This is a genomic window from Mesorhizobium sp. (genome assembly GCF_005063415.1).
Classification (GTDB): Bacteria; Pseudomonadota; Alphaproteobacteria; order Rhizobiales; family Rhizobiaceae; genus Mesorhizobium.
The window spans coordinates 12,382-39,029 of record NZ_SUEG01000018.1 but is presented as its reverse complement, the minus strand read 5'-3'; the positions used below and the strand labels follow the sequence as shown (position 1 = coordinate 39,029).

Genomic DNA, 26,648 nt, shown 5'->3' with positions numbered 1-26,648 from the left:
CGAGCCAGAGCGACGTACCGCCGGCCGAATCGGTCGAGCGCCACTCCGGCAGGAAGGCGGAAATCGCATGGACCAGACGCTTGCGCCTCTCGTCGAAGGCGCTTGACAGCCGCCGCACCAGCGCCTCGTGATGGCCGAGCGACAGGAACAATGCGACGGCGCGCTGGTTGTTCGCCGGCGGATGGCGCAGCATGAAGCGGCGCAGCGCCCGAAGCTCGGAGATCAGCCCGGCCGAGGCGACGATGTAGCCGAGCCTGAGGCCGGGAGCCAGCGTCTTCGACATCGAGCCGACGTAGACGACGCGGCCGGACCGATCGAGGCTCTTCAGCGCCTGCTGCGGCGCCTCGTCCAGGAGCTGGCTGTCATATCCGTCCTCGATGATGATCTGGTTGTAGCGGTTGGCACGCGCCAGAAGATCCTGCCGCCGCTCTGCCGACAGCGGCACCATGGTGGGGCAATGGTGGCTGGGCGTGACGAAGACGAAGCCGGAATCATTGGGAATGGCCGAGGTTACGATGCCGGAGTGGTCGACCGGAACCGGCTGGATGTCGGCGCCGGCCAGCCGGAAGATCGAACGTGCATCGGGATAGCCCGGGTCCTCCATCGCCACCTTTGAGCCCTTGGTCATTAACAGCGTCGCCAGCATGTAAAGCGCGTTCTGCGCGCCCAGCGTCACGATGATCTCGTCCGGATTGGCGAAGATACCGCGTCGCGGCAGCAGCCGTGCCTGGATCTGCTCGATCAGGAGCGGATCGTCGCGGTCGACCATGTCGGACGCCCAGTTGCGGATTTCGAGCACCGCCAGCGCCATGCGGTTGCACTCGCGCCATTCGGCGGTCGGGAACAGCGCCGGGTCGAACTGGCCATAGACGAAGGGGTAGGACGACTTGATCCAGTTGTCGTGCTTGGCCGGCGGTGGCATGTCGCTCGCCGCGATCTGCCGGCGCGCCTTCCAGTCGATCTCGTTGGCCTGGTCGGGCGCTTTCTGGTGCGGCTTGGCCGGCGTCGCCAGCACTTCGGGATTGACGAAATGGCCGCGGCGCTCGCGCGCCACCAGGAACCCCTGGTCGACCAGCTGCTGGAAGGCCAGCACCACGGTGCCGCGCGCTACGCCGAGTTTTTCGGCAAGAATCCGGCAGGACGGAAGCGGCATGGAAGCCGCGATCTGCCGGTCGAGGATGGCGGCGACGATCGCCTGACGGATCTGCGCCTGCAGGGTCTGACCGGATTCCGCCGAAATCCGGAACAGGCCGGACCATATGGCCGTGTCGTTTCGCTGTGGCATGGGAGATGTTCCTCGATGGCCAGCTTTTTTCACTTGGCTGGACCAGTCGAATGTACCGGTGGCACAAGGTGTTGCGCCAATCAATTTTTCTGATCGCTGGGATTTATGCCAGTGATCCTTTGAGCCGGCCCACGCTGCGCTGCGGCATCGCTGCGCATTGAAACAGATGGAATTCGACCCGATAGTTTGCCGCGACGACACGCGCCGGAAACATCCGGCCTGATAAGATGCATCTCAAGAGACCGGAGCGAAGCAGTGGATCAATCGTCCTTTCAAAAGCAGCTCGACGCATTGCGCGATCATCGTGCGGCCAAATCGGGCTCAATGCGCGAGGCTTTCGCTACCGATCCGCAGCGCTTCGAGAAATTCTCCGCCAGTGACGGCGACCTGCTGCTCGACTGGTCGAAATGCGCGGTCGATGCGCGGACGATGGAGTTGCTGGAGAAGCTGGCTGAGGCCGCCGACCTCGAAGGCCGGCGCGACGCGATGTTTGCTGGCAAGAAGATCAACGTCACCGAAGGCCGCGCCGTGCTGCACACGGCGCTGCGCAACCTGACCGGCAAGGGCATCGTGCTCGACGGCCAGGACGTGAAGGCGGAAGTCCTTGCCGTACTCGACGCGATGGGCGCCTTCGCCGACGCGGTGCGTTCCGGCAAGGCGGCCGGCGCGACCGGCAAGAAGATCACCGACATCGTCAACATCGGCATCGGCGGCTCCGATCTCGGCCCGGCCATGGCGACGCTGGCGCTGGCGCCCTATCATGACGGGCCGCGCGCGCATTACGTATCCAATATCGACGGTGCCCATATTCACGACACACTGAAGGGTCTTTCCGCCGAAACCACCCTGTTCATCATCGCCTCCAAGACCTTCACCACGGTCGAGACGATGACCAATGCCGAGACCGCGCGCGGATGGGTCGAGAAGGCGCTCGGCAAGGAAGCGGTCGGCAAGCATTTCGCCGCCGTCTCGACGGCGCTCGACCTGGTCGCCAAATTCGGCATCGCGCCCGACCGCGTCTTCGGCTTCTGGGACTGGGTCGGCGGCCGCTATTCCGTCTGGGGTGCGATCGGCCTGCCGGTGATGATCGCCGTCGGGCCAAGGAATTTTCGCGCCTTTCTCGACGGCGCCCATGAGATGGACGAGCATTTCCGCACCGCGCCCCTGGCGAAGAACCTGCCGGCGCTGATGGGGCTGATCGGCTGGTGGCACCGGGTGGTCTGCAAATACCCCGCTCGCGCCGTCATTCCTTACGACCAGCGTCTGTCCAGGCTGCCTGCCTATCTGCAGCAGCTCGACATGGAATCGAACGGCAAGAGCGTCACCCTGGACGGCGGCGCTGTAACGACGCCGACCGGCCCGCTGGTCTGGGGCGAGCCCGGCACCAATGGCCAGCATGCCTTTTTTCAGCTTCTGCATCAGGGCACCGATTTCATTCCGGTCGAATTCCTTGCCGCTGCCGTCGGCCACGAGCCGGAACTGAAGCATCACCACGACCTTCTGCTCGCCAATTGCCTGGCGCAGTCGGAAGCCTTCATGAAGGGCCGCACGCTTGAGGAAGCCCGCGCGCAGATGCTGGCGAAAGGCATGAAGCCCGCCGATGTCGACAGGGTTGCTCCGCACCGCGTCTTCTCCGGCGACCGCCCCTCGGTGACGATCCTCTACAGGAAACTCGACCCCCACGCGTTCGGACGGCTGATTGCACTCTACGAGCACCGCGTCTTCGTCGAAGGCACGCTGTTCAACATCAACTCCTTCGACCAATGGGGCGTCGAGCTCGGCAAGGAACTGGCGACCGGCCTGCTGCCCGTCGTTGAAGGCAAGGAGAATGCCGCAAAGCGGGATGCCTCGACTGCCGGACTGGTGGAATACATTCACCGCTTGCGCGGCCCGGAGTGAAAAGCTTGGCGGACATCAAGGGAATATTGTTCGACAAGGACGGCACGCTCGTGGATTTCAACGCGACATGGCTGAGCATCGCCGACTTCATGGCGATGGATGCGGCCGAAGGCGATCGCTGGAAAGCAGACAGGCTGCTTGCGGCAGCGGGCTTCGACTTCGCCACCAAGCGCTTCAAGCCGGATTCGATTTTTGCCTCCGGCACAAACATGGACGTCGTCGAGCTGTGGTTTCCACGGCTTTCCGACGAGGACCAGATGCTTGCCGTCGCCCGCTTCAACGCCATCACTTCGGCGCAAGGATCGGCAATGGCGGTGGCGCTGCCGGGCGTGGTCGAGACGCTCGGGCTGCTTCACAGGAAATCCTACCGGCTTGGCGTCGCCACCAACGACTCGACCAGCGGCGCGGAAAAGACCTTGGTAACGCTGGGCGTCGCGCAGCTTTTCGAAGCCGCCTATGGTTACGACGCGGTGGCCAATCCAAAACCGGCACCGGACACGATCCTTGCCTTCTCGGATCTGACCGGGCTCAGGCCGGCGACGATCGCAATGATCGGCGACAATCGTCACGATCTGGAGATGGCGCGCGCCGGCGGCTGCGGCCTGGCGATCGGCGTGCTGTCCGGCACCGGCACACGTGAATCGCTGTCGCAGATCGCCGACGTCATCCTGGATTCGGTTGCCGATCTGCCCGATTTTCTTGCGGCCCGAGTCAGCGAGACGGTCTAGACTCGCAGCTAGCTGGTCCGAACGAGAACACGCCGCTCGGTTTCATCGCCGCATTCCTGCCTTCGCCGACATCCGGCACCTCGTATTCGGCCAGCAGGCGAAGCCGCGAGCGGGGCAGATAGGCGCGGCCCGGATCGCCGATCAGCACGGCGATGCCGGCCCCAAGGCAGCGGTCGAGGAAAGGAAGGACCCGGCCGGCAAGATCATGGGCGTAAAACAGGTCGCCGACCACCATGACATCCACCGGTGGCGGCGGACCGCTGGTGATGTCCTCGCCGATCGTCGCAATCACAACGCCGTTCGCCGTCGCATTGAGGCCGAGCGCAACCACACCATTGCGATCGATCTCGGCCGCGACGACCTCGCTGGCTCCGGCTTTCGCCGCAGCGATGCCGACGAGACCCGAACCGGCGCCGAGGTCGAGCACGCGACGGCCGGCCACGGTCTCCGGCCGGTCCATTATGTAGCGGGCAAGCACCGCGCCGCCTGCCCAGATATAGGCCCAGTACGGTGGCTCCGGTTCAGGTCCGACTTCCTCGATGCCGTGTTGGTTCCACTCGACAAGCCGCCTGAGCCCGCTTCCGGGATGGGCAGTGTAAAGCCGGATTTCGGGAATCGCAGGTACTGCCGCGATCCGCATGTTCGCCCGGATGAACTCTGCCGGGTCCGGACGCGTACCTGTATCCACGGCGTCGGCGATGCAATGGCTCAAGCTGCGCCTAGCCCCGCAACGCCCGGCGCAGGATTTTGCCGACCGGTGTCTTCGGCAGCTCGGTGCGGAACTCGATATACCTGGGGCGCTTGTAGCCGGTCAGGTTCTCGCGGCAGTAGGCCGTCAGCATCTCGGCGGTCAGTGCCGGGTCCTTTTTGACGACGAACAGCTTCGGCACTTCACCTGAATGCTCGTCCGGCACGCCGATCGCCGCCACTTCGAGTACGCCCGGATGCTGCGCCACCACCTCCTCGAGTTCATTCGGATAGACGTTGAAGCCGGAAACCAGGATCATGTCCTTCTTGCGATCGACGATCTTGGTGTAGCCGCGCTCGTCCATGAAGCCCATGTCGCCCGACTTGAAGAAGCCGTCCTCGGTCATCACCTTGGCGGTCTCGTCCGGCCGGTTCCAGTAGCCGGCCATCACCTGCGGTCCGCGGATGCAGATTTCGCCGACTTCGCCGAGCGGCAAATTGTTGCCGTCGTCGTCGCGGATGGCGAGCTCGGTCGAGGGCAGCGGCAGGCCGATCGTGCCGGTGTAAACGCCGTCGCTGAATTTGTTGATGGTTGCCCCCGGCGAGGTCTCGGTGAGCCCGTAGGCCTCGCTAATCGGGCAGCCGGTCAGCGCCTTCCAGCGCTCGGCGATGGCCCTCTGCACCGGCATGCCGCCACCCAGCGTCAGGATCAGCGGCTTGAAATCGAGCTTGCGAAAATCCTCATTATTGAGCAGCGCATTGAATAGCGTGTTGAGGCCCGGAAAGATGTGGATCGGGTATTTCTGCAGCTCCTTGACGAAGCCGGGAATGTCGCGCGGATTGGGGATGAGGACATTCTGCGCGCCTTGCTGCATGCCTACCAGCACGTTCGCCGTCAGCGCAAAAATGTGATAGAGCGGCAGCGCGCAGAGGAAGTTCATATGCGCCGGCTTCGGTTTGACGGTAAAGGCGTCTTCGGCCCATAGCGCGTTCTGCGCGACGTTCGCCAAAATGTTGCTGTGCAAAAGCATCGCGCCCTTGGAGATGCCGGTCGTGCCGCCCGTGTATTGCAGGAAGGCGATGTCGTCGGCCGCGACCTTTGCGGGCCTGAAGGCCATGCCGGCGCCGGCCTTCAGCGCGGCGTTGAATTTGACATGGCCGGGCAGCGACCATGCCGGCACCATCTTCTTGACGCGGCGTACAACGAAATCGACAATGGTTCCCTTGAGCCCGCCGAGCATGTCGCCCATCGAGGCGACCACGACATGCTTGACCGCGGTCCTGGCGATCACCGCCTGCAGGGTGCAGGCGAAATTTTCGAGGATGACAATGGCTTGAGCGCCGGAATCCTTGAGCTGGTGCTCCAGCTCGCGCGGCGTGTAGAGCGGATTGATGTTGACCACGACATAGCCGGCGCGAAGCACTGCCATAATCGCCACCGGATATTGCAGCACATTCGGCATCATCAGCGCGACGCGCGCGCCCTTCTGCAGCCCCGTGGATTGCAGATAGGCGCCGAAGGCGGCCGACTGTCGCTCGAGATCGGCATAGGTGATCGATTTGCCCATGCAGACAAAGGCCGGCCGATTCGCAAACTGCTTGCACACGGCGACGAGAAAGTCGCCGATCGAGCTGGAGGGCAGGGCGCCAATCTCGGCCGGCACGATCTTTGGGTAACTCTGGAGCCACGGTTTTTCCGGCAGGCCGGCCAGTGCGGTGATCGCCTTCGGTAATCTCTTGGCCGGACCTGCCGGCGGTCGTGGCGCTGTCGGCTCTGCCTTCGCCGCCGGCTTGGCGGCAGATTTTGCAGTAGCCGCAGTCTTGCCGGTTGCCGGTTTAGCAGCCGTTCCAGCCGCGGTCTTCGCCGCCGGCTTCGCGCTTGCCTTCGCGGTAGCCGTCGGCCTGGCGGCGGCCGCTTTTGGCTTGACCGCTTTCGATGTTGCCTCGGCCTTTGCTTTCGCCGCGTTGGTTGTCTTTGCCGGTTTTGCCACCTGTCGCTCCCTCAATCGTTCTTATTGTGTCGGTACGCTTGCGCGCCGCCGCCCCTGACGAACAAAGGTATCCCACGCTTGCCGCCATGTCCGGAACCTGGGAAATCTAGCACGCTGTCCATCTATCTATGTATTGCCACACGCGGCGGCCGTGCAAGCCTCGCCCACCTGGAGTGCGGCAAGACTTGCTGTCAAACCTCTCGGCCGCGACCGGTTTTCGGACGCGCATCTCTTGGACCGAACGGCTCGATTCCCCCAGTTGGCGGCATCGCCGATCAACAAAAAATTGACGTCGCTAATAATGTCGTGATCTGCGGATTCGGCTCGTTTTTTCCACAATTTGCTGCGTGCCGGAATTTTTTTCTGCTTCCCGTGGGTTAGGCAAACAAGCAGTTCCAAAGCTAGAAAAACGGTGCTTATATGCGGCCTTCGCGAGCCTGATAGAGGGGCTTGGAAGAACATCAGGGAGTGCTCAATGAAAAAGAAACTGACTTTTGCAGCCGCGTTGCTGGCTGCAAGCGTCCTCGGCGGCATGGCCAATGCAAAACAACTGGTCTATTGCTCGGAGGCTTCGCCGGCCGGCTTCGACCCGTCGCCATGGAGCGGCGGCAACGACTTCGATGCCTCGTCGCGCACCATCTATTCGCGCCTGGTCGAGTTCGAGCATGGCAAGACCACCATCTCGCCCGGCCTCGCCGAGAGCTGGACGGTTTCCGACGACGGTCTCGAATACACGTTCAAGCTTCGCCCGGGTGTGAAATTCCAGACGACCGACTATTTCACGCCGACGCGCGACCTTAACGCCGACGACGTGATCTTTTCTTTCGAACGCCAGTGGAAGAAGGAAAGCCCGTGGTTTAGCTATCTGGAAGGTACTGGCTGGGAATATTTTGCCGGCATGGGCTTCCCGGAACTTCTGAAGGAAATCGTCAAGGTCGACGATCTGACCGTGAAATTCGTGCTGAACAAGCCTGAGGTTGCCTTCCTGCCGGATCTCGGCATGGATTTCGCCTCGATCGTCTCCAAGGAATATGCCGACCAGCTCGACAAGGCCGGCACCAGGCAGCAGTTCACCCAGAAACCGATCGGCACCGGTCCGTTCCAGTTCGTCGACTATCAGGTCGATGCGGTCATCCGCTACGCGGCATGGGACGGCTACTATGGCGGCCGCCAGAAGATCGACGATCTGATCTTCGCCATCACACCCGATCCCGCCGTACGCGCGCAGAAGCTGAAGGCAGGCGAGTGCGATATCATGTCGTACCCGGCGCCGGCCGACATCGCCGGACTGCAGGCCGACACGAACCTCAAGGTTGACGAGCAGGAAGGCCTGAATATCGGCTACATGGCTTACAACACGACGCAGCCGCCCTTCGACAAGGTCGAGGTCCGCAAGGCCCTCAACATGGCGGTGAACAAGAAGGCGATCATCGACGCGGTCTATCAGGGCGCCGGCGCGCCGGCCATCAACCCGATCCCGCCGACCATGTGGTCCTACAACAAGGACATCAAGGACGATCCCTATGATCCAGAGGCGGCCAAGAAGATGCTGGCCGACGCGGGCGTCAAGGATCTGTCGATGAAGATCTGGGCTATGCCGGTCAGCCGTCCCTACAACCCGAACGCCCAGCGCGTCGCCGAGTTGATCCAGGCCGACTATGCCGCCGTCGGCGTCAAGGCGGAGATCGTCAGCTACGAATGGACCGAGTACCGCCAGCGCGGCAAGGCTAAGGATCGCGACGGCGCCTTCCAGCTGGGCTGGACCGGTGACAATGGCGATCCGGACAACTTCTTTTTCTTGCTCGGTTGCGATGCCATCGGCCAGTCCAACTATGCAATCTGGTGCAATCAGGAGTTCGAAGGCCTGCTGAAGAAGGGCAAGGCGACGACCGACGTCGCCGAGCGCACCAAGATCTACGAGGAAGCTCAGGTGGTGTTCAAGCGTGAGGCTCCGTGGCTGACCATCGCCCACTCCAAGGTCTTCATGCCGATGAACAAGAAGGTCGCGGGCTTCGTTATGGACCCGCTTGGCATTCATCGGTTTGATGGCGTCGACGTCAGCGAATAAGCCCTGAGAAAATGAACGGCGGCGCTGGACTTCCCGCGCCGCCGTTCTATGAAGCAAGATGCTCCGTTATCTCCTCCACAAGCTCGCTTTGATCATCCCGACCGTGTTCGGCATATCGCTGGCGGCGTTCGCCTTCGTCCGGCTTCTGCCTGGCGATCCCATCCTGGCCCTGGCCGGCGAGCGTGGCGTCAGCCCCGAACGCTACGCCCAGCTCATCGAGCAGTTTGGCTACAACCGGCCCTATGTCATCCAGTACCTGGAATATATCGGCAGGGTCCTCACCGGCGATTTCGGCATATCCATTGCCACCAAGCGGCCGGTGCTCGGCGAATTCCAGGCGCTGTTTCCAGCGACGCTGGAACTGGCGACAGTGGCGTTGATCATCGCCATCCTGCTCGGCATTCCTGCCGGTATCTTCGCCGCGGTCAAGCGCGGCTCGTGGTTCGACCAGGCGACGATGGGTGTCGCGCTGACCGGCTATTCGATGCCGATCTTCTGGTGGGGGTTGCTGCTCATTATCTTCTTCTCCGGCTATCTCGGCTGGACGCCGGTTTCCGGCCGCATCGGCCTGCAGTATTTCTTCAGGCCGACGACCGGGTTCATGCTCATCGACAGCCTGATCTCCGGCAGGAGCGGCGCTTTCAAATCTGCCGTCAGCCATTTGATTCTGCCGTCGATCGTGCTGGCGACGATCCCGCTTGCCGTCATAGCGCGCCAGACGCGCTCGGCGATGCTCGAGGTGCTGGGCGAGGACTATGTCCGCACCGCGCGCGCCAAGGGCCTGGCGCCGCGCCGCGTCATCGGGCTGCACGCTTTTCGCAACGCGCTGATCCCGGTGGTCACCACCATTGGACTGCAGGTCGGCACGTTGATGGCGGGCGCCATTCTCACCGAAACCATTTTTTCCTGGCCAGGCATTGGTAAATGGATGATCGACGCCATCGGCAAGCGCGACTATGTCGTCGTCCAGAGCGGATTGCTGATCATCGCGCTGATCGTGATGGCGGTGAACCTGATCGTCGACGTGCTCTACGCCGTCATCAATCCGCGCATCCGGGTGCAGTGAGATGACCGACGAATCCGCTGCCGAATCCACCGCCGCCTCCATCCCGACAGGCGGCAGGCAACGCGCCTTCGCCGAGTTCTGGCACTACTTCTCGATGAACACCGGCGCGGTCATCGGCCTTGTCGTGTTTTCGGCGCTGGTGCTGGTGGCGATCTTTGCGCCGTTCGTCGCCCCACATTCGCCCGACGAGCAGTTTCGCGAGGCGCTGCTGGCACCCCCTGCCTGGCAGGAAGGCGGCAAATCGATGTTTCTGCTCGGCACCGATGCGGTCGGCCGCGATATGCTTTCGCGGTTGATTTTCGGGGCGCGTTTCTCGCTGTTCATCGGCCTGGTGGTCGTCGTCTTCTCGCTCACCAGCGGCATCGTGCTTGGTGTGCTCGCCGGCTATTTCCGCGGCTGGGTCGACACGTTGATCATGCGCATCATGGATATCATCCTGGCCTTCCCGTCGCTGCTTCTGGCGCTGGTGCTGGTGGCGATCCTCGGCCCCGGCCTGTTCAACGCCATGCTGGCGATCGCGCTGGTGCTGCAGCCGCATTTCGCGCGTCTCACCCGCGCCGCCGTGATGGCCGAAAAGAACCGCGAATATGTGATCTCCGCCAAGGTGGCCGGCGCCGGTCATCTTCGCTTGATGGTGAGGACGATCCTGCCGAACTGCCTGGCGCCGCTGATCGTACAGGCGACGTTGTCCTTCTCCAACGCCATTCTCGAGGCTGCGGCGCTCGGCTTCCTCGGTGTCGGTGCGCAGCCGCCGACGCCGGAATGGGGCACGATGCTCGCCTCGGCGCGCGAGTTCATCCTGCGTGCCCCTTGGGTGGTGACCTTCCCCGGACTTGCCATCCTGATCACTGTGCTTGCCATCAACCTGATCGGCGATGGCTTGCGCGATGCCTTCGATCCCAAGCTGAAGAGGTCATAATCCAATGCCTCTTCTCGAGATCAAGAACCTGACCGTTTCCTTCGACACCGCCGCTGGACCATTCATGGCGGTACAAGGCATCGACCTGTCGGTCGAACCGCGCGAGGTGCTGGCGATCGTCGGAGAATCCGGTTCCGGAAAATCGGTGGCGATGCTGGCGGTGATGGGGCTTTTGCCCAACACGGCGACGGTGAGGGCCGATCGCATGGCCTTCGACGGCATCGACCTGCTTAAGCTCGGCCCATCCGAGCGGCGCAAGATCGTCGGCAAGGACATCTCCATGATCTTTCAGGAGCCGGTCGCCAGCCTCAACCCGTGCTTTACCGTCGGCTTCCAGATCGAGGAGGTGCTGCGCTTCCACATGGGCATGGACCGCGCCCAGCGCCGGGCGCGTGCCATCGAACTAATGCAGCTCGTCGGCATCGCCGACCCCCAGGAACGGCTGGGCTCCTTCCCGCACCAGATGTCGGGCGGTCAGTGCCAGCGCGTCATGATTGCCATCGCCATCGCCTGCAATCCGAAGCTTTTGATAGCCGACGAGCCAACCACGGCCCTCGACGTCACCATCCAGAAGCAGATCCTCGATCTGCTGGTCGGCCTGCAGGCCAAATATGGCATGGGCCTAATCATGATCACCCACAATATGGGGGTGGTTGCCGAGACCGCCGACCGTGTCATCGTCCAGTATAAGGGCCGCAAGATGGAAGAGGCCGACGTGCTGTCGCTGTTCGAGTCCCCCAAGAGCAATTACACGCGCGCGCTGCTGTCGGCGCTGCCGGAAAACGCCGTCGGCGACCGGTTGCCTACTGTTTCCGACATGCTGTTCGAGCCGGCCCCATCTGTAGTCGCAGCCCGATCCGCAGGAGGAACCGCCTCATGAGCGTGACGGTAGTCGAAGGCAAGAACATCGCGCGCGACTATCATGTCGGTGGCGGGCTTTTCCGCCCCTCCCGTACGGTTCATGCGGTCAAGGGTGTTTCGTTCAGCGTCGACAAGGGCAAGACGCTGGCCATCGTCGGCGAGAGCGGCTGCGGCAAGTCAACACTCGCCCGCATCATCACCCTGATCGATCCGGCGACCTCCGGCGAGCTTTTCATCGACGGCAAGAAGGTGGACATCGCCAGGGACGGCCTGTCGAAGGAAATGCGCCGCAAGGTGCAGATCGTCTTCCAGAACCCCTATGGTTCGCTCAATCCACGCCAGAAGATCGGCGACGTGCTTGGCGAGCCGCTACTCATCAACACCGACAGCACGGCCGACGAGCGGCGCGATCTTGCCATGAAGATGCTGAAGAAGGTCGGTCTCGGCCCCGAGCACTACAATCGCTACCCGCATATGTTTTCGGGCGGCCAGCGCCAGCGGATCGCCATTGCGCGCGCGCTGATGCTCAACCCCAGCCTCCTGGTGCTGGACGAGCCGGTCTCGGCACTTGACCTGTCGGTGCAGGCGCAGGTGCTGAACCTGCTCGCCGACCTGCAGGACGAGTTTCAGCTGACCTATGTTTTCATCAGCCACGACCTGTCGGTGGTACGGTATATCGCCGACGACGTGATGGTGATGTATTTCGGCGAAGCGGTCGAATACGGCTCGCGCGACGAGGTCTTCGCCGACCCCAAGCACAGCTATACCAGGACGCTTTTCGCGGCGACGCCGCGTGCCGACGTCGCCAGCATCAAGGCAAGGTTGGCGAAGAAGAAGGCCGCCTGATCCGGCGAGGTTTGCCGGCCGGCTACCGCTTCTCGATCCCCGGAATGCCGGAGATCTGCTCGGTGAGAAAGTCGACCAGCAGCCGCACCCGGGCAATGCCGGCGCGTTCCGGGACGATCAGCATGCTCAGCGGGACGGGAGGCGGAAAATAGCCCGGCATGACCACCTCCAGCCGGCCGGCCGCCAGAAGATCGTCGACAAGCCAATGGTGCGCGGGTGCAATGCCGCGTCCGGCGACAAGGGCTTCGCGCGCGGCAAGCCCATGGTCGACCCGAAATCGCCCGCCAAAGGGCACCGCAAAGGTCTCGCCGCCCGGCCCCTGCAGGGTGAGCGTATCGCTTCCTGCGATGTTCGACATCCGGATGCCTTCATGGCCAGGCAGATCTTGCGGGACAGCCGGTCTGCCCCGCGCCGCCAGATAGGCCGGCGCCGCCACCAGCAGACGCCGGGACTGGCCGAGCGCCCGCAGTTTCATCGAGCTGTCGGTGAGCGGACCGAGGCGAAGCGCGACGTCGACGCCCTCCCGCACAAGGTTGATGCGCTCGTCGGTAAGGCTGAGATCGATGCCGATGTCGGGATAGCGGTCCTGAAAGGCGAAGATCAGCCGCCTGGCATGCAAGACCCCGAGCGCCGCAGTGCAGGATATCCGGATCGTGCCGGCCGACGCGCCGCGCGTGCCCCGGGCCTCGTCACCGGCCTGCTCAACGAGTCGCAGGATCTGGACGCTGTCGGCATAGTAACGGCTGCCTTCGTCGGTCATCGTGACGCGCCGGGTGGTCCTGCTGAGCAAGGGTACTCCGACGGCCTCCTCGAGTTCCCGCAAATGCCGTGTGATCGTCGACTGCCCAACTCCGAGCTCGCGCGCCACAGCCGAGAGGCTACCGCGCTCGGCAACGCGAACGAAGGTGCGCATACGCTCGAGAGTGACGTCCGATCTATCCATTATTCGGCATTATCTTATACATTTCCTGCATATAGTGGATCAGCCCACGGCTGGCTACTTTTGGTGTCTATCGTCCCTTCTTCGGAGTAGACCCATGAAAGTCTTGCTTGTTTTTGCTCATCCTGAACCGCGTTCGCTCAACGGCGCGTTGCGTGACGTCGCCATCAGGGAACTCGAGGCCGAGGGCCACGAGGTGCGGGTGTCTGACCTCTATGCCGATGGCTGGAAATCCGAGGTAGACCGTGCCGACTTTCCGTCGTGGCCGCCTGAAGCACGTTTCCTGCCGGCCGGCGCCTCCAAGAAAGCTTTTGCGAGCGACACTCTGACCGATGACGTCAAAGCGGAGATCGACAAGCTGCTATGGGCCGATACCCTGATCCTCCAATTCCCGCTGTGGTGGTACGCCATGCCGGCGATCCTCAAGGGCTGGGTCGATCGGGTGTACGCCTACGGCTTCGCCTATGGCGTCGGCGAGCACAGCGATAACCGGTGGGGCGACCGCTTTGGTGAGGGAACGCTCGCCGGCAAGCGCGCAATGCTGATCGTGACCACCGGCGGCTGGGAGGAGCATTATTCCGCTCGCGGCGTCAACGGCCCGATCGACGACCTGCTGTTCCCGATCAATCACGGGATTCTATACTATCCGGGCTACGACGTGCTTCCGCCGTTCGTGGTCTACAGGGTGGACCGTTTTGGGGAGGCCGATTTCGAGCCTGTCGCGGAGCGACTGCGCGAAAGGATGCGGACGCTCGAGACAATCCGGCCCATTCCCTATCGGCAGCAGAATGGCGGCGATTACTTGATCCCAAGCATGCAATTGCGCCCCGGCTTGGAGAACCCGGGTGCGACCGCCTTCGCGCTCCACGAGGATCGTGCCGGCACCGCCGGCCAGCCCGATCAGGACAGCCGGGCGATGATGGTGCGCAGCGCCTCGCCGAAGCGCCGGACTTCCTCGATCGTATTGTAATGCACCAGCGAGGCGCGCACGGCGCCGCTGTCCATGCTGAGATTGAGCCGCTTCATCAGGCGCGGCGCATACATGTGGCCGTCGCGAATGCCGATCTGCATCTCGGCCATCTCCTCGACGATCCTCTGCGGCGACAACGTGCCGACATTGAAGCAGAAGGTCGGCACGCGCTCGCTGAGGCGCGCCTCTTCGGCCACGCCGTAGATCGTCGCGCCGCAATCTTTGAGCACCGCCAGCATTTCGCGCGCCAGCACCTGCTCGTAGTCGCGGATGGCATTCATGCCGGCAACGATGTTGTCGCGGCGCGACCGGTTATTGGCTGGGGCGAAATTGCGGCCGATCGATTCGAGGTAGCGCACCGCGGCATCCATGCCGGAGACGTTTTCGTAGATGAACGTGCCGGCCTCGATCTTGTAAGGCGGCTCGTCGGGGATGAAATCCTCGCGGAAGGTCGGCAAGCGCTTCAGAGTTTCGAAGCGGCCCCACAGGAAGCCCATATGCGGCGAGAAATTCTTGTAGCCGGAGCAGACCAGATAGTCGCAATCCCAGGCCTGCACATCGATCAGCCCGTGCGGCCCGTAATGCACGCAGTCGAGGAACACTTCGGCGCCTGCCGCATGCGCAATCCCAGCCACGGAGGCAACGTCGACAATCGAGCCGATCGAATGCGCCGTCACCGTGCAGGCCACGAGCCGGGTGCGCTCGGAGACCAGCGGGCGCAAATCGTCGACGTGCAGATTGCCGTCCTCGCGCATCCGCCACCATTTGAACTTGGCGCCGGCGGGCGCCAGCGCCAGCCACGTCGCGATATTGGCGTCGTGGTCCATGTCGGTGATGACGATCTCATCACGCTCCTCGTTTGGTCGCTCGGAAAGCATCTGGCCGATGCCGAGGCTGACCAACCGGATGAACGAGGTGGCGTTCATGCCGAAGCAGATCTCCGCCGGGTTGGTGGCGTTGATCAGCAAGGCCACGCTTTCGCGTGCGCCGGCGACGGCTTGGTCGACGGTGACGCTGCGGCCATAGCGGCCGCCGCGCTGCACATTATGCGCGACCAAATGGTTGGTGACCGCATCGAGCACGCTTTGCGGGATCTGTGCGCCGGCGGCATTGTCCATGAAGACGAAGTCTCCGGCTTGCTGCAAGGCGGGAAACATGGCGCGGATCGTCTCGACCGGGAAAGCTGCGGCATCGCCGGTTTTCGAAATCTGATGCTGGTTCAAGGACGTCTCCTGCGAAGTGCCTAACGGAAGTTGATATTCGGGGAATTGGCGGACGGAAATCGTTGGCGGCCTCAGCGGGTCTTTTCGGTCTGGAAGCGGCGTTCCAGGAGGCTGACGAGACGGACCATCGGCCAGAGAAAGATGAGATAGACCAGCGCCGCGCCGATCAGCGGTGAAGGGTTGGCATAGAGCGATTGCGCGTTGGTCGCTTCCTTCAGCAGTTCAGGCAGGGCTACCGTGGAGGCGAGCGAGGTGTCCTTGAACATCGAAACGCAATTGCTGGTCATCGGTGGAATGACGACGCGGATCGCCTGCGGCAGCACTACCTTGCGCAAGGTCAGCAAGAACGGCAGGCCGAGCGCCTGCGCCGCCTCGAACTGGCCGCGCGGAATGCTTTCTATGCCGGAGCGGAACACCTCGGCCGAATAGGCCGCCATGATGATGGCGAAGGCCATCACCGCGGACGTCCACGATGACAGGCGAATGCCGAGGAACGGCAGCGCATAGTAGATCAGGATCAGCACGACCAGCACCGGCATCGCCCGGAAAATGTCGATGTAGCCGACAGCCAGCAGCCGAAGCGGCTTTGGCGCATAGAGCCGCACCAGGCTGATCGCGAGGCCGACGGGAATACCGATGCCGATGCTCATGATTCCAAGCAGAAGCGTGTTCAGGAAACCGCGCAGCAGCGCCGGCAGGCTGGAGACCATGACGTCGGCGTTGAAGAAGGTGTCCAGCAGCGACATCGCAGCATTTCCGAAACGTTTGGCGTCCCGCGACGCGAGAGCCCGAGCCCGAAATCCGAAATCGTGCCGGCACGAAAGCCGGCACGACATTTAAGCGCGAACTGCCGTTCAGGCCTTCGGCATAGGCATTTCCTTGACGGTCGAGGAATCGGCCGGTGCGTCGCTGCCGAACCACTTCTTGTGGATCGCGGCCAGCGTGCCGTCCGTCTTCATCGCGGTCAGCGCGTCGTTCAGCTTGCCGAGCAGCGGGTGGTCCTTGGTCATCATCAGGCCGTACTGCTCGCCGGTCTTGATGCGCTCTTTTACCGCCAGATCCTTCATCCTGGTGAAGGAATATTCCAGGCCCGGAATATCGCTGACCGCCGCATCGACGCGGCCGGAGCTGAGATCGAGCAGCAAATTCTGCTGGGTGTCGTAGCCCTTGACGTCACTGAACCCGTCCGCCTCCTGGTGCGCCTTGACCCAGGCTTCGCCGGTCGAGCCGGACAGCACGCCGACGATCTTGCCCTTGAGGTCGGCCTCGGCCTTGATTGGGCTGTCGGCCTTCGCGGCGATGCCCATGTCGGAATCATAGTAGGGCTGCGTGAACGACTGAGACTTCAGCCGCTCCGGCGTGATGGTAATCGACGAGATGGCGACGTCGATGCGCTTCGAGGTGGTGGCGGCGAACAGCGCCTGGAAACCGAGATCGGCGATATCAGTGGTCATGCCGATACGCTTTGCCGCCTCATTGATGATGTCGACTTCGAAACCCTCGAACGTGCCGCTCTCGTTCTTGTATTCAAAAGGCGGATTGGTCGGATAGGCGCCGACATTCAGCGTGCCTTCGGCATAGGCCGGGCCGCCGGCGATGCCGATGGCGGCAGCAAGAAGCAGCAGATTGCGACGGGTGAAGTTCATTTTCGTTCCCTCTGGTTGTGATCGGACGGGTTTGGCCCCGCACGGTTTTGATACGCCAAGTGACCGGACTGCCGGAAAGCCCTCCCGGCACGGCAGTCGTAAGATCGATGCTATCCAAAGTACCGCGCTTTTCAAGGCGAAAGTTTTAAGCTTAAAAAATTGCCGTGTGTTGCCGTCACTCCGGAATAACCGCCGTGGCCTGGATCTCAACCTTGGCGCGATCCTCGACAAGCGCCATCACCTGCATAGCGGCCATCGCCGGAAAATGCCGGCCGATCACCTCGCGATAGACCTCGCCGATCCCCTTGAGATTGGCCAGATATTCCGCCTTGTCGGTAAAGTACCAGGTCATCGAGGTGATATGATCAGGCGTGGCGCCGGCCTCGGCGAGCACGGCGACAATATTGGCCAGCGTCTGCCGCACCTGGCCGACAAGATCATCGGTCTCGAAGCGGCCCTGTCCGTTCCAGCCGACCTGCCCGCCGACGAAGACAAGCTGTCCACGCGCGGCGACGCCATTGGCGTAGCCGACGGGTTTCGCCCAGCCTTCCGGCTGCAGGATGGTGTGCATATCAAAGCCTCCCAATGCTCAAATCCGGTCGCTCAAAACTCGAAGACAATCGATTCTTCCACACAAACTCCGGTCTCAGGCCGCTCCCAATACTTGCCGCGCAATCACCACCTTCTGCACGTCGGACGCTCCCTCGTAGATGCGCAGTGCCCGGATCTCGCGGTACAGTCTTTCGACGATATGGCCCCTGCGGACGCCGTCGCCGCCATGCAGCTGCACAGCCTTGTCGATCACCTCTTGCGCTTTGTCGGTAGCGAACAGCTTGGCCATGGCGGCTTCGCGGGTAACCCGAGCCGCGCCCAAGTCCTTGGTCCAGGCGGCACGATAGACCAGCAGCGCGGCGGCGTCGACATCCAGCGCCATGTCGGCGATGTGGCCCTGCACCATCTGCAGCTCGGCCATCGGTGCACCGAACAGCCTGCGCTCGGCCACTCTTTTGATGCTTTCGTCCAGCGCGCGCCGGGCAAAGCCGAGCGCTGCTGCGCCGACGGTCGAACGGAACACATCGAGCACGGACATGGCGATGCGAAAACCGTCACCGGGTTTGCCGACCAGCGCCGAGGCTGGAACGCGTGCGTTGTCAAAGGATAGCCGGGCGAGCGGGTGCGGCGCGATCACTTCCAGCCGCTCGGCAACGATCAGCCCCTCGGTTTCGGAAGGCACGACAAAGGCGGAAAGCCCCTTGGCGCCGGGCGCCTCGCCGGTACGGGCAAAGACAACATAAAAGTCAGCGATACCGCCGTTGGAGATCCAGGTCTTTTCGCCGGATAGGAGATAGCTGTCGCGGTCACGGGTGGCCGCCATTTCCATATTGGCAACGTCCGAGCCCGAGCGCGGCTCCGACAACGCGAAGGCCGAAATCGCCTTGCCAGCCCGTGTCTTCGCCAGCCAGCTCTGCTGATCGGGCGAGCCGAACAGGCTGAGCGCACCAGTGCCGAGCCCTTGCATGGCGAAGGCGAAATCGGCCAGCCCGTCATGCCGGGCCAGCGTCTCGCGCGTGAGGCACAATGTGCGCACGTCGAGTGCTGCAGGGTTTTCGGTATCGAGCGCCGTCGGCTTCAGCCAGCCGTCCTTGCCGAGCCTAGTCACCAGCTCGCGACAGGCGGCGTCGACATCGTCATGCGCGACCGGCAGGTTCTTGGCGCACCATGCCTCCAGCCGCTCTGCCAGCTCGCGGTGACGATCCGCGAAGAACGGCCAGGTGAGGAAGGAACGGTCAGGCATTTCTGCCTCCACAGTTCTCCGGCCCTGGCGCTCCACGGCGCCCCCCTCTGTCCTGCCGGACATCTCCCCCTCTAGGGGGGAGATTGGCAGCTCCGGCGTTGGCTCCCATCTTGCGGCGGTGGCGATTGGCGAAGGCCGCAGCGACATTCGATCTCCCCCCTTGAGGGGGAGATGGCCGGCAGGCCAGAGGGGGGTGCTGTCCCGCCAGCGTCTCCACGGAAGCAATCATCTCAATCCCCTTCGAACACCGGCTTCTCCTTGGCCACGAAAGCCGTGTACGCCCGCTCGAAATCACGGGTCTGCATGCAGATCGCCTGCGCCTGCGCTTCCGCTTCGATAGCCTGGTCGAGACCCATCGACCATTCCTGATTCAGCTGCGTCTTGGTCATGCCATGGGCGAAGGTCGGGCCGGAAACGATGCGCGCGGCCATGTCGAGCGCGTCGGCCTCGAGCGTTGCGGCATCGACCAGCCGGTTGTAGAAGCCCCAGCGCTCGCCTTCCTCGGCACTCATCGTGCGGCCGGTATAGAGCAGCTCGGCGGCGCGACCCTGGCCAATGATGCGCGGCAGGATCGCGCAGGCGCCCATGTCGCAGCCGGCAAGACCGACGCGGGTAAAAAGGAATGCTGTCTTGGCCTGTGGCGTGGCGATGCGGATATCGGAGGCCATGGCGATAATCGCGCCGGCGCCGACCGCCACGCCGTCGACCGCCGCAATAATCGGCTTGCCGCAGTTCAACATCGCCTTGACGAAATCGCCGGTCATGCGGGTGAAGGCGAGCAGCGCCTTCATGTCCATCTTGACCAGTGGGCCGATGATTTCGTGGACATCGCCGCCCGAGCAGAAATTGCCGCCATTGGGAAGGAACACCACCGCATCGACATCGTCGGCATAGACGAGATCGCGAAAAGTGTCGCGCAATTCGGCATAGCTGTCGAAGGTCAGCGGGTTCTTGCGCTCCGGCCGATCGAGCCGGATCTTTGCGACCTTGCGTTCGACCTGCCAGAGGAAATGCTTCGGCTTGTGGCCAGCCAGCTTCGTCATTCCCGTCCCTCCCAATTGCTGCGGAAGGAGGTCAGCATGCCGGTCAGCCGGCGGGCCTCGTCCTCGCTCACATTGCCCAGCAACTCGCCGACCCATTTTTCATGCGCGGCGGCGATCACGGCGAACGTCTTCGATCCCTCTTCCGTCAGCCGCACCATCGAAGTGCGGCGGTCGCCATTGCGTCGGGCCCGCATCACCAACCCTTCCGAGACCAGCCGGTCGATGATGCCGGTGACATTGCCGTTGGACACCAGCAGGAAGCGCGACAGGTCGCTCATCAGCATGCCTTCCGGCGCCCTGTAGAGCGCGGCCATCACGTCGAAGCGTGGCAGCGTCGTGTTGAACTCTTGCCGCAGTCGTTCGCGCAGCTCGGCCTCGATGGTGCGCGAGGCGCGCAGCAGGCGTATCCACAGCCGCAGGCGGTCCTTGCCAGGTCCGGACGGGGCGGGCAGGGGACCGGCTACCATGTCTCACCTCCGGAGATCGAAATCGTCTGCCCGGTAATCGACCGGGCGGCGTCGCCACACAGATAAAGTACGGCGGCCGCAATTTCTTCCGGCTGGATGAAGCGGCCTTGCGGGTTGGTCGCGGCAAGGCTTGTCCGTGCCTGCTCGGACGAGCGGCCGGTCGTTTGGACGATGCGCTGGACGGCGCTCTCCAGCATCTCGGTTTCGACAAACCCTGGGCACACGGCATTCACTGTCATGCCGGACTTGGCGGTCTCGACGGCGAGTGCCCGCATCAGGCCGACGACGCCATGCTTGGCTGCGACATAAGCTGCGACATAGGGATAGCCTTTCAGTCCGGCGGTGGAGGCGATGAAGATGATACGGCCAGTCTTGCGCGCTGCCATGCCGGCCAATGCCGGCTTCACCGTCAGGAACGCACCGGTCAAGTTGACGTCGAGCGTGCGCTGCCAGTCTGCCAGCGAGGTCCGCTGCGCCGGCGCACTGCCGGACATGCCGGCATTGGCAACGACGATGTCGAATGGTCCGCGTGCCGCTTCCGCGGCCTCGTAGAGCGACGCCATCGATGCCTCGTCGGTGACGTCGGCGGCATTGGCGAAGATGCGATTGTTCTCGGCGGCAACCTCGGCAAGCGGCTCTACGCGCCGGCCGCAGATGGTCACGTCGATGCCGGCGCCGGCAAGCGCCAGCGCGATTGCGCGGCCGACGCCGGAGCCGCCGCCGGTGACCAGCGCATGACGCCCCGAAATCGTCGCCGCGGCACTCATACTTTCAACCCCGCTGCCGCTTCGCGCTCGGCCAACCGGTAGAGCTGGTCGCGGCCGGGCAGATAGGGATCCGGCCATTTGACGCCGCGATCACCAAGCGTGACGGCCGCGTGCAGCGTCCAGTAGGGATCGGCAAGATGCGGCCTAGCCAGTGCGACGAGATCGGCGCGGCCCGCCATCAGGATCGAGTTGACGTGGTCCGGCTCATAGATATTGCCGACCGCCATCGTCGCCATGCCGACCTCGTTGCGGATGCGATCGGAAAACGGCGTCTGGAACATGCGGCCATAGACCGGTCTTGCCACGGCCGAAGTCTGGCCGGCCGATACGTCGCAGATGTCTACGCCGGCTTCATGCAGCAGCCGCGCGATCTCGACGGCATCGGCCGGCGTCACGCCCTCGATGCCCAGCCAGTCATTGGCGGAGATGCGCATCGAGATCGGCTTCTCGGCCGGCCATGCGGCGCGCACCGCACGAAAGATTTCCAAGGGGTAGCGCATGCGGTTTTCCAGCGAGCCGCCATAGGCATCGGTGCGCCGGTTGGTCAGGGGCGTGATGAAGGAGGACAGGAGATAGCCGTGCGCGGCGTGTATTTCGAGCATGTCGAAGCCGCAGCGCGCCGCCATCTCGGCCGAGCCGACAAACTGGTCGCGCACCATATCCATGTCGGCGCGGTTCATCGTCCTCGGCACCTGGTTTTCCGGCGACCACGGCACGGAAGACGCTGCCATGACGGGCCAATTGCCTGAGGGCAGCGGCACGTCGGTTCCTTGCCAGCCGAGCCTGGTCGACCCCTTGGCACCGGAATGGCCGATCTGGGCGCAGATCTTGGCCTCGGTTTCGGCATGAACGAACTCGACCAGCCGCTTCCAGGCGACCTCATGCTCGGGCGCATAAAAACCAGGGCAGCCAGGCGTGATGCGGCCTTCCGGGCTGACGCAGGTCATCTCGATGTAGAGGAGGCCGGCGCCGCCCTTGGCCCGTTCGGCGTAATGGGCGAAATGCCAGTCGGTCGGACAGCCGTCGACCGCCTTGTACTGTGCCATCGGCGAGACGACGACGCGGTTCTGCAGCGCCATATCGCGCAGCCGGAACGGCGCGAACATCGGCGCGCGACGCAGATTATTGCCCCCGGCGCCGGCTTGGCGCTGGAACCACTCCTCGGCGCCGGCCAGCCACTCGGCATCGCGCAGCCGCAAATTCTCGTGACTGATGCGCTGCGAGCGTGTCAAAAGCGAATAGTTGAACTGCACCGGATCGAGTCCGAGATAGCGCTCGACCTCCTCGAACCATTCGAGCGAATTGCGCGCCGCCGACTGCAGCTTCAGCACTTCGGTGCGCCGCGCATCCTCATATTTGCGGAAGGCCGCCTCGAGGTCCGGCTCGGACTCGACATAGTCGGCCAGCGCCACCGCGCTTTCCAGCGCCAGCTTGGTGCCGGAACCGATCGAGAAATGCGCGCTCGCCGCCGCGTCGCCCATCAGTGCCAGGTTCTTGTAGGACCAGCGTTCGCACAAGACCCGCGGGAAATTGATCCACGCCGAGCCGCGGATATGATTGGCGTTGGTCATCAGCGCGTGGCCGCCGAGGTGGCGGGCAAAGATGCGCTCGCAGATAGCAATCGATTCCTGCTGCGACATCGCGCCGAAGCCGAAGCGCTGCCAGGTCTGCTCGCTGCATTCGACGATGAAGGTCGCGGTGTCGCTGTCGAACTGGTAGGCATGCGCCCATACCCAGCCATTTTCGGTCTTTTCGAAGATGAAGGTGAAGGCGTCGTCGAATTTCTGACGGGTGCCGAGCCAGACGAACTTGCATTTACGGATGTCGATATCGGGCTTGAACACGTCGACGAAGGTGCCCCGCGCTTTCGAGTTCAGCCCGTCGGCGGCGACAACCAGGTCGTGCGTCTCCATATATGGCTTGGGATCGGCGATGTCGGTTTCGAACACCAGCTTGACGCCGAGCTCGCGCGCCCGCCGCTGCAGAAGGGTGAGCAGCCGCTTGCGGCCGATGCCGCAAAAGCCGTGGCCGGTCGAGACCGTGCGCACGCCGTCATGGATGACGGCAATGTCGTCCCAATAGGCGAAGTGCTTGCGGATCCAGACGGCGCTGACCGGGTCGTTCCTGGCCAGGTTCTCCAGCGTTTCGGCCGACAGCACGACGCCCCAGCCGAACGTATCATCGGCACGGTTGCGCTCGAACACCGTCACTTCATGCGAGGCATCCCTGAGCTTCAGCGAGATGGCAAAGTAGAGCCCGGCTGGTCCGCCGCCGAGAACCGCAACTTTCATCGTGCGATCTCCTCTTCGCTTCTGTCCGTCGAGTTTACGCCTGAGGCAGATTAATTCAAGCTTGAAGTTTCAGGATTGAAACAATCCGCCTCAGAAACCCGGCTTGCCGGCAATCGGCTCCGCAGGCCAGGGACTCCCGGGCTATTTTTCCGGGTTCTTCGGGCTCCACAGCACCGTTTCTGCATCCTTTTCATAGGCCATGCCATTGGGATAGCTGATCGCTTCCAACTGCAAACCCCAGGGCGCCTGGAAATAGAGGATGGTCTGGCCGGCGGCCGGGCCTTCGGTAACCGGCAGCGGTCCCATCCGCGTCTTGACGCCCTTGCCGTCAAGATAGGCTTTTGCGGCGGCGATGTCGTCGACATAGAAGGCGATATGGAAGCCGCCTATGTCGCTGTTGCGAGGTGTCAGGTCCTTCTGATCCGGCGCGGTGTATTTGAACAGCTCGATGTTCGACCCGTGTCCGCAGCGGACCAGGGTGATCTCCTCGATCACCGCCTTGGGATCGACGCCCAGCAGATCCTGCATGAATGTGCCCTTGTCGTCGGCGAACGGGCCGAACGACATCGCCTTCTTGCAGCCGACCACCTCGGTAAAGAACTCGACGGCCTGCTTCATGTCGGGAACGGTGACGCCGGTGTGGTCGTGACCGCGCATGCCGGGTATGGAACTGGCGTAAGCGGTGCCGATGCTTCCCAGCACGGTGGCTGCAAGCGTCGCATATCGGATTGCATTCTTCATATCAGTCATCCTCCATCGCGGGACATTTTTGCCGGGCGCACGCCCGAGGCCCGCTCTGCGGCGTGCGAATAGGATTGTGTTTCATGCCGGCGCCTTTGCGGCGGGCAGCAACCAAGCGTCATCGATCTCGGGCAGCGGAATGGCGGCGAGGAGGTCGCGCGTGTAGGCCTGCTGCGGGTGCTCGAACAAAGTATCCGTCGCGCTGGCTTCGACGATCGCGCCTTCGCGCATGACGATCACTAGCCGGCACAGCCGCCGAATGACAGAAAGATCATGGCTGATGAAGGCAACGGTCAGGCCCATTTCGGCGGCGAGTTTTTCCAGCAGCGTCAGGATCTGCGCCTGCGTCGACACGTCGAGGCCGGAGACGATTTCGTCGGCCAGCACGAATTTCGGCGACAGCGCCAGCGCCCGGGCAATGCCGACGCGCTGGCGCTGGCCGCCCGACAATTCGTGACGGTAGCGGCCGGCAAAGCTCTGCGGCAGGCCGACGCGCTGCAGCGCCTCGGCGACGCGGGCTTTCAGATTGTCGCCAAGACCATTCTGCTTGAGCGGAGCTGCGATGATGCTGGCGATGGTGCGGCGCGGATTGAGCGACGACATCGGATCCTGGAAGATCATCTGCAGATTACGGCGCAGCGGCCTGAGCTCCGCTTCCGGCAGATGGGTGATGTCGCGGCCGTCGAAAATGACCTTGCCGGCACTGGGCTCCAAAAGCCGCACCAACGCGCGGCCAAGCGTCGATTTGCCGGAGCCGGATTCGCCGACGATGCCGGTCACCGAGCCCCTGGGCAGGTCGAAATCGAGGCCTTTCAGGATCTCGGCCAGCGGCGCCCGGCCGATCAGCGGCTTGCGCGTCATATCGGGCAATGCAACCTTCAACCCGCGCACGGAAAACAGCGGCTCAGCCATGCGGCGGCCTCCAGGCCTGGTCGGAGGCGGCGATCTCCGCGGCCAGTCCGGCCAGTACCTTATCGTCGACCGGCTTCAGCGACGCGAATGGATCGGTGTAGCGCGGCGTCGCCGCCATCAGTGCCCGCGTATAAGGATGCTGCGGTGAAGCGAAGAGCGCTGCCGTCTCGGCCTCCTCCACCACCTTGCCGGCATAGAGCACGGACACTTTCTGGCTGATCTTGGCGACGACGCCGAGATCGTGGGTAACGAACAGGATCGCCGTGCCGTGCTCGCGCTGCAATTGCGCGATCAGCCGCAGGATCTGCTTCTGCACGGTTACGTCGAGCGCCGTGGTCGGCTCGTCGGCGACGATCAGCCTTGGTTCGCCTGCGAACGCCGCGGCGATCAGCACGCGCTGGCGCATGCCGCCGGACAGCTCGTGCGGATAGCATTTAAGGACACGCTCGGGGTCGCGGATCTGCACCTCGTCCAGCAATTGGCGGATGCGTGCATCGGCCTTCTCACCGCTCCAGCCGAGGATGCGCACCAGCCGGTCGGTCATCTGCGGGCCGATGCGGCGCGACGGATTGAGCGCGGTCAAGGGATCTTGTGGGATCAGCGCCGTGCGGGCGCCGATCAGCGTGCGCCGTGCCCTGGGCTGAAGCTTGCCGAGGTCCTCGCCCTCGAGCAGCATATCGCCTTCGACGATGCGCACGCTGGGTGGCAGCACGCCGAGCACGGCCTTGCCGATCATCGTCTTGCCGGCGCCGCTCTCGCCGACCAGCGCGCGGACTTCTCCGGGCTCGACGGAGAGCGACACCGAGCGCAACACGCGCAAGCCATTAGGCAGCACCGCGCTAAGGCTGCGTATGTCCAGGCAGGGTTTCGCAGGCGCGTTCATCGCAGCACCGGATCGAAACGTGCCCTGAGACCTTCGCCGAACTGGCTGAACGACAGCACCGTCAGGATCAGGGTGACCAGCGGGAACACCAGCACCCACCAGGCCTGATGGATCGACAAGCGGCCCTCGGCGATGATGCCGCCCCAGGTCGGGTCGTCGGTCGAGATCGACAGATTGACGAAGGACAGGATCGCCTCGACGATGACGGCGATGCCCATCTCCAGCGACAGCAGCGCGACGATCGACGGCACCACATTGGGCAGCACCTCGCGCAGCATGATGCCGATGCGGCCATAGCCGGCGATGCGGGCGTTCTCGACATAATCCATGCGCGATTGGCCCATGGTCTCGGCGCGGATCACCCGGCAGAAGCGCGTCCAGTCGATGACGGCGATGGCAATGATGACGGAGCTCAAGCCGGTGCCAAGCACGGCAACCAAAAGGATGGCAAACAGCACCGGCGGGAACGCCATCCAGACATCGACAACGCGCGAGATGATGCGGTCGGCCCAGCCGCCGAAATAGCCGGCGATCAGGCCGAGCGTCGAGCCGACCAGGCAGGCGGCAAGGGCTGCCGCGAAAGCGACGATGAAGGCGATGCGCGCACCGAAGATCAGCCG

The 26,648-nt window shown here is 63.3% G+C and carries 26 protein-coding genes; 8 read left to right on the top strand and 18 right to left on the bottom strand.

Annotation, left to right across the window (positions count from 1 at the left end; genetic code table 11):
* Window positions 1-1,285: PLP-dependent aminotransferase family protein (locus E5W70_RS07725; protein WP_292656072.1), on the bottom strand; the 1,285-nt coding region annotated here is incomplete at its 3' end.
* A 255-nt stretch (window positions 1,286-1,540) separates the two neighbouring features.
* On the opposite strand from E5W70_RS07725, the gene pgi reads away from it, so the two are divergent.
* Both pgi and E5W70_RS07715 read left to right on the top strand, forming a co-directional pair.
* The gene (pgi, locus tag E5W70_RS07720; protein ID WP_292656069.1) at window positions 1,541-3,184 is read left to right on the top strand and encodes a glucose-6-phosphate isomerase; all 1,644 of its coding nucleotides are present in this window, start codon (window positions 1,541-1,543) and stop codon (window positions 3,182-3,184) included.
* A 5-nt stretch (window positions 3,185-3,189) separates the two neighbouring features.
* Complete coding sequence (locus E5W70_RS07715) at window positions 3,190-3,912, top strand: HAD family hydrolase (RefSeq protein ID WP_292656066.1); 723 nt, start codon at window positions 3,190-3,192, stop codon at window positions 3,910-3,912.
* Here the strand turns inward: E5W70_RS07715 and E5W70_RS07710 are convergent.
* From E5W70_RS07710 to E5W70_RS07700, 3 genes are all read right to left on the bottom strand, one after another.
* Window positions 3,896-4,624: a methyltransferase gene (locus E5W70_RS07710; protein WP_292656063.1), complete on the bottom strand. Its 729-nt coding sequence runs from the start codon at window positions 4,622-4,624 to the stop codon at window positions 3,896-3,898. The two genes, E5W70_RS07715 and E5W70_RS07710, sit on opposite strands and share 17 nt — an antisense overlap.
* Window positions 4,625-4,631: 7 nt before the next feature.
* Window positions 4,632-6,320 (bottom strand): long-chain fatty acid--CoA ligase, encoded by a 1,689-nt coding sequence (locus tag E5W70_RS07705; RefSeq protein WP_292656105.1) that lies wholly within the window; start codon window positions 6,318-6,320, stop codon window positions 4,632-4,634.
* A 115-nt stretch (window positions 6,321-6,435) separates the two neighbouring features.
* The gene (locus tag E5W70_RS07700; protein WP_292656107.1) at window positions 6,436-6,678 is read right to left on the bottom strand and encodes a hypothetical protein; all 243 of its coding nucleotides are present in this window, start codon (window positions 6,676-6,678) and stop codon (window positions 6,436-6,438) included.
* Between the two features lie 387 nt (window positions 6,679-7,065).
* Between E5W70_RS07700 and E5W70_RS07695 the strand changes: the two genes are divergently transcribed.
* The 5 genes from E5W70_RS07695 to E5W70_RS07675 are packed head-to-tail and all read left to right on the top strand — an operon-like array spanning window position 7,066 to window position 12,350.
* Complete coding sequence (locus tag E5W70_RS07695; RefSeq protein WP_292656060.1) at window positions 7,066-8,658, top strand: ABC transporter substrate-binding protein; 1,593 nt, start codon at window positions 7,066-7,068, stop codon at window positions 8,656-8,658.
* A 58-nt stretch (window positions 8,659-8,716) separates the two neighbouring features.
* Window positions 8,717-9,724: an ABC transporter permease subunit gene (locus E5W70_RS07690; protein WP_254816243.1), complete on the top strand. Its 1,008-nt coding sequence runs from the start codon at window positions 8,717-8,719 to the stop codon at window positions 9,722-9,724.
* Between the two features lies 1 nt (window position 9,725).
* Window positions 9,726-10,643, top strand: a complete 918-nt coding sequence (locus E5W70_RS07685; RefSeq protein WP_292656055.1) for an ABC transporter permease subunit — start codon at window positions 9,726-9,728, stop codon at window positions 10,641-10,643.
* Window positions 10,644-10,647: 4 nt separating this feature from the next.
* A complete protein-coding gene (locus E5W70_RS07680; protein WP_292656052.1) occupies window positions 10,648-11,523 on the top strand; it encodes an ABC transporter ATP-binding protein in 876 nt (291 codons plus the stop codon).
* Window positions 11,520-12,350, top strand: a complete 831-nt coding sequence (locus E5W70_RS07675) for a dipeptide ABC transporter ATP-binding protein (protein ID WP_292656050.1) — start codon at window positions 11,520-11,522, stop codon at window positions 12,348-12,350. Before E5W70_RS07680 ends, E5W70_RS07675 begins: the two co-directional genes overlap by 4 nt.
* Window positions 12,351-12,372: 22 nt before the next feature.
* On the opposite strand, the gene E5W70_RS07670 is transcribed toward E5W70_RS07675, so the two are convergent.
* The gene (locus E5W70_RS07670; protein WP_292656047.1) at window positions 12,373-13,293 is read right to left on the bottom strand and encodes a LysR family transcriptional regulator; all 921 of its coding nucleotides are present in this window, start codon (window positions 13,291-13,293) and stop codon (window positions 12,373-12,375) included.
* Between the two features lie 94 nt (window positions 13,294-13,387).
* Here E5W70_RS07670 and E5W70_RS07665 point away from each other — a divergent pair, with 94 nt between their 5' ends.
* Entirely contained in the window at window positions 13,388-14,260 is an 873-nt protein-coding gene (locus E5W70_RS07665) for an NAD(P)H-dependent oxidoreductase (RefSeq protein ID WP_292656044.1), read from the top strand.
* On the opposite strand, the gene E5W70_RS07660 is transcribed toward E5W70_RS07665, so the two are convergent.
* The 13 genes from E5W70_RS07660 to E5W70_RS07600 form a co-directional block, all read right to left on the bottom strand.
* Entirely contained in the window at window positions 14,191-15,483 is a 1,293-nt protein-coding gene (locus E5W70_RS07660; RefSeq protein WP_292656042.1) for a cysteine desulfurase-like protein, read from the bottom strand. The genes E5W70_RS07665 and E5W70_RS07660 overlap by 70 nt on opposite strands.
* Before the next feature lie 71 nt (window positions 15,484-15,554).
* Entirely contained in the window at window positions 15,555-16,229 is a 675-nt protein-coding gene (locus E5W70_RS07655) for an amino acid ABC transporter permease (protein WP_292656040.1), read from the bottom strand.
* A gap of 108 nt (window positions 16,230-16,337) precedes the next feature.
* On the bottom strand, window positions 16,338-17,129 hold the full coding sequence (locus E5W70_RS07650) for an ABC transporter substrate-binding protein (protein WP_292656038.1): 792 nt from the start codon (window positions 17,127-17,129) through the stop codon (window positions 16,338-16,340).
* 175 nt (window positions 17,130-17,304) lie between these two features.
* The gene (locus E5W70_RS07645) at window positions 17,305-17,700 is read right to left on the bottom strand and encodes a RidA family protein (protein ID WP_292656035.1); all 396 of its coding nucleotides are present in this window, start codon (window positions 17,698-17,700) and stop codon (window positions 17,305-17,307) included.
* Window positions 17,701-17,775: 75 nt separating this feature from the next.
* Window positions 17,776-18,924, bottom strand: a complete 1,149-nt coding sequence (locus E5W70_RS07640; protein ID WP_292656033.1) for an acyl-CoA dehydrogenase family protein — start codon at window positions 18,922-18,924, stop codon at window positions 17,776-17,778.
* Between the two features lie 230 nt (window positions 18,925-19,154).
* Window positions 19,155-19,967: an enoyl-CoA hydratase family protein gene (locus E5W70_RS07635; RefSeq protein WP_292656030.1), complete on the bottom strand. Its 813-nt coding sequence runs from the start codon at window positions 19,965-19,967 to the stop codon at window positions 19,155-19,157.
* Entirely contained in the window at window positions 19,964-20,434 is a 471-nt protein-coding gene (locus E5W70_RS07630; RefSeq protein ID WP_254816232.1) for a MarR family transcriptional regulator, read from the bottom strand. The genes E5W70_RS07635 and E5W70_RS07630 overlap by 4 nt, the downstream gene beginning before the upstream one ends.
* Window positions 20,428-21,201 (bottom strand): SDR family NAD(P)-dependent oxidoreductase, encoded by a 774-nt coding sequence (locus E5W70_RS07625; protein WP_292656026.1) that lies wholly within the window; start codon window positions 21,199-21,201, stop codon window positions 20,428-20,430. The genes E5W70_RS07630 and E5W70_RS07625 overlap by 7 nt, the downstream gene beginning before the upstream one ends.
* Entirely contained in the window at window positions 21,198-23,492 is a 2,295-nt protein-coding gene (locus E5W70_RS07620) for a bifunctional salicylyl-CoA 5-hydroxylase/oxidoreductase (RefSeq protein ID WP_292656023.1), read from the bottom strand. The genes E5W70_RS07625 and E5W70_RS07620 overlap by 4 nt, the downstream gene beginning before the upstream one ends.
* A gap of 141 nt (window positions 23,493-23,633) precedes the next feature.
* On the bottom strand, window positions 23,634-24,233 hold the full coding sequence (locus E5W70_RS07615) for a VOC family protein (protein ID WP_292656020.1): 600 nt from the start codon (window positions 24,231-24,233) through the stop codon (window positions 23,634-23,636).
* An 81-nt stretch (window positions 24,234-24,314) separates the two neighbouring features.
* A complete protein-coding gene (locus E5W70_RS07610) occupies window positions 24,315-25,145 on the bottom strand; it encodes an ATP-binding cassette domain-containing protein (protein ID WP_292656017.1) in 831 nt (276 codons plus the stop codon).
* A complete protein-coding gene (locus E5W70_RS07605; protein WP_292656012.1) occupies window positions 25,138-26,028 on the bottom strand; it encodes an ABC transporter ATP-binding protein in 891 nt (296 codons plus the stop codon). The genes E5W70_RS07610 and E5W70_RS07605 overlap by 8 nt, the downstream gene beginning before the upstream one ends.
* Window positions 26,025-26,648: ABC transporter permease (locus E5W70_RS07600; RefSeq protein ID WP_292656009.1), on the bottom strand; the 624-nt coding region annotated here is incomplete at its 5' end. The genes E5W70_RS07600 and E5W70_RS07605, both read right to left, overlap by 4 nt.

Coding starts and splice junctions, on each gene's coding strand:
- E5W70_RS07685 (WP_292656055.1), top strand. CDS start 9,726: ATGACCGACGAATCCGCTGCCGAATCCACCGCCGCCTCCATCCCGACA.
- E5W70_RS07680 (WP_292656052.1), top strand. CDS start 10,648: ATGCCTCTTCTCGAGATCAAGAACCTGACCGTTTCCTTCGACACCGCC.
- E5W70_RS07700 (WP_292656107.1), bottom strand. CDS start 6,678: ATGGCGGCAAGCGTGGGATACCTTTGTTCGTCAGGGGCGGCGGCGCGC.
- E5W70_RS07630 (WP_254816232.1), bottom strand. CDS start 20,434: ATGGTAGCCGGTCCCCTGCCCGCCCCGTCCGGACCTGGCAAGGACCGC.
- E5W70_RS07640 (WP_292656033.1), bottom strand. CDS start 18,924: ATGCCTGACCGTTCCTTCCTCACCTGGCCGTTCTTCGCGGATCGTCAC.
- E5W70_RS07615 (WP_292656020.1), bottom strand. CDS start 24,233: ATGAAGAATGCAATCCGATATGCGACGCTTGCAGCCACCGTGCTGGGA.
- E5W70_RS07675 (WP_292656050.1), top strand. CDS start 11,520: ATGAGCGTGACGGTAGTCGAAGGCAAGAACATCGCGCGCGACTATCAT.
- E5W70_RS07650 (WP_292656038.1), bottom strand. CDS start 17,129: ATGAACTTCACCCGTCGCAATCTGCTGCTTCTTGCTGCCGCCATCGGC.
- E5W70_RS07645 (WP_292656035.1), bottom strand. CDS start 17,700: ATGCACACCATCCTGCAGCCGGAAGGCTGGGCGAAACCCGTCGGCTAC.
- E5W70_RS07605 (WP_292656012.1), bottom strand. CDS start 26,028: ATGAACGCGCCTGCGAAACCCTGCCTGGACATACGCAGCCTTAGCGCG.
- E5W70_RS07670 (WP_292656047.1), bottom strand. CDS start 13,293: ATGGATAGATCGGACGTCACTCTCGAGCGTATGCGCACCTTCGTTCGC.
- E5W70_RS07665 (WP_292656044.1), top strand. CDS start 13,388: ATGAAAGTCTTGCTTGTTTTTGCTCATCCTGAACCGCGTTCGCTCAAC.
- E5W70_RS07655 (WP_292656040.1), bottom strand. CDS start 16,229: ATGTCGCTGCTGGACACCTTCTTCAACGCCGACGTCATGGTCTCCAGC.
- E5W70_RS07690 (WP_254816243.1), top strand. CDS start 8,717: ATGCTCCGTTATCTCCTCCACAAGCTCGCTTTGATCATCCCGACCGTG.
- E5W70_RS07695 (WP_292656060.1), top strand. CDS start 7,066: ATGAAAAAGAAACTGACTTTTGCAGCCGCGTTGCTGGCTGCAAGCGTC.
- E5W70_RS07620 (WP_292656023.1), bottom strand. CDS start 23,492: ATGAAAGTTGCGGTTCTCGGCGGCGGACCAGCCGGGCTCTACTTTGCC.
- E5W70_RS07625 (WP_292656026.1), bottom strand. CDS start 21,201: ATGAGTGCCGCGGCGACGATTTCGGGGCGTCATGCGCTGGTCACCGGC.
- E5W70_RS07635 (WP_292656030.1), bottom strand. CDS start 19,967: ATGACGAAGCTGGCTGGCCACAAGCCGAAGCATTTCCTCTGGCAGGTC.
- E5W70_RS07610 (WP_292656017.1), bottom strand. CDS start 25,145: ATGGCTGAGCCGCTGTTTTCCGTGCGCGGGTTGAAGGTTGCATTGCCC.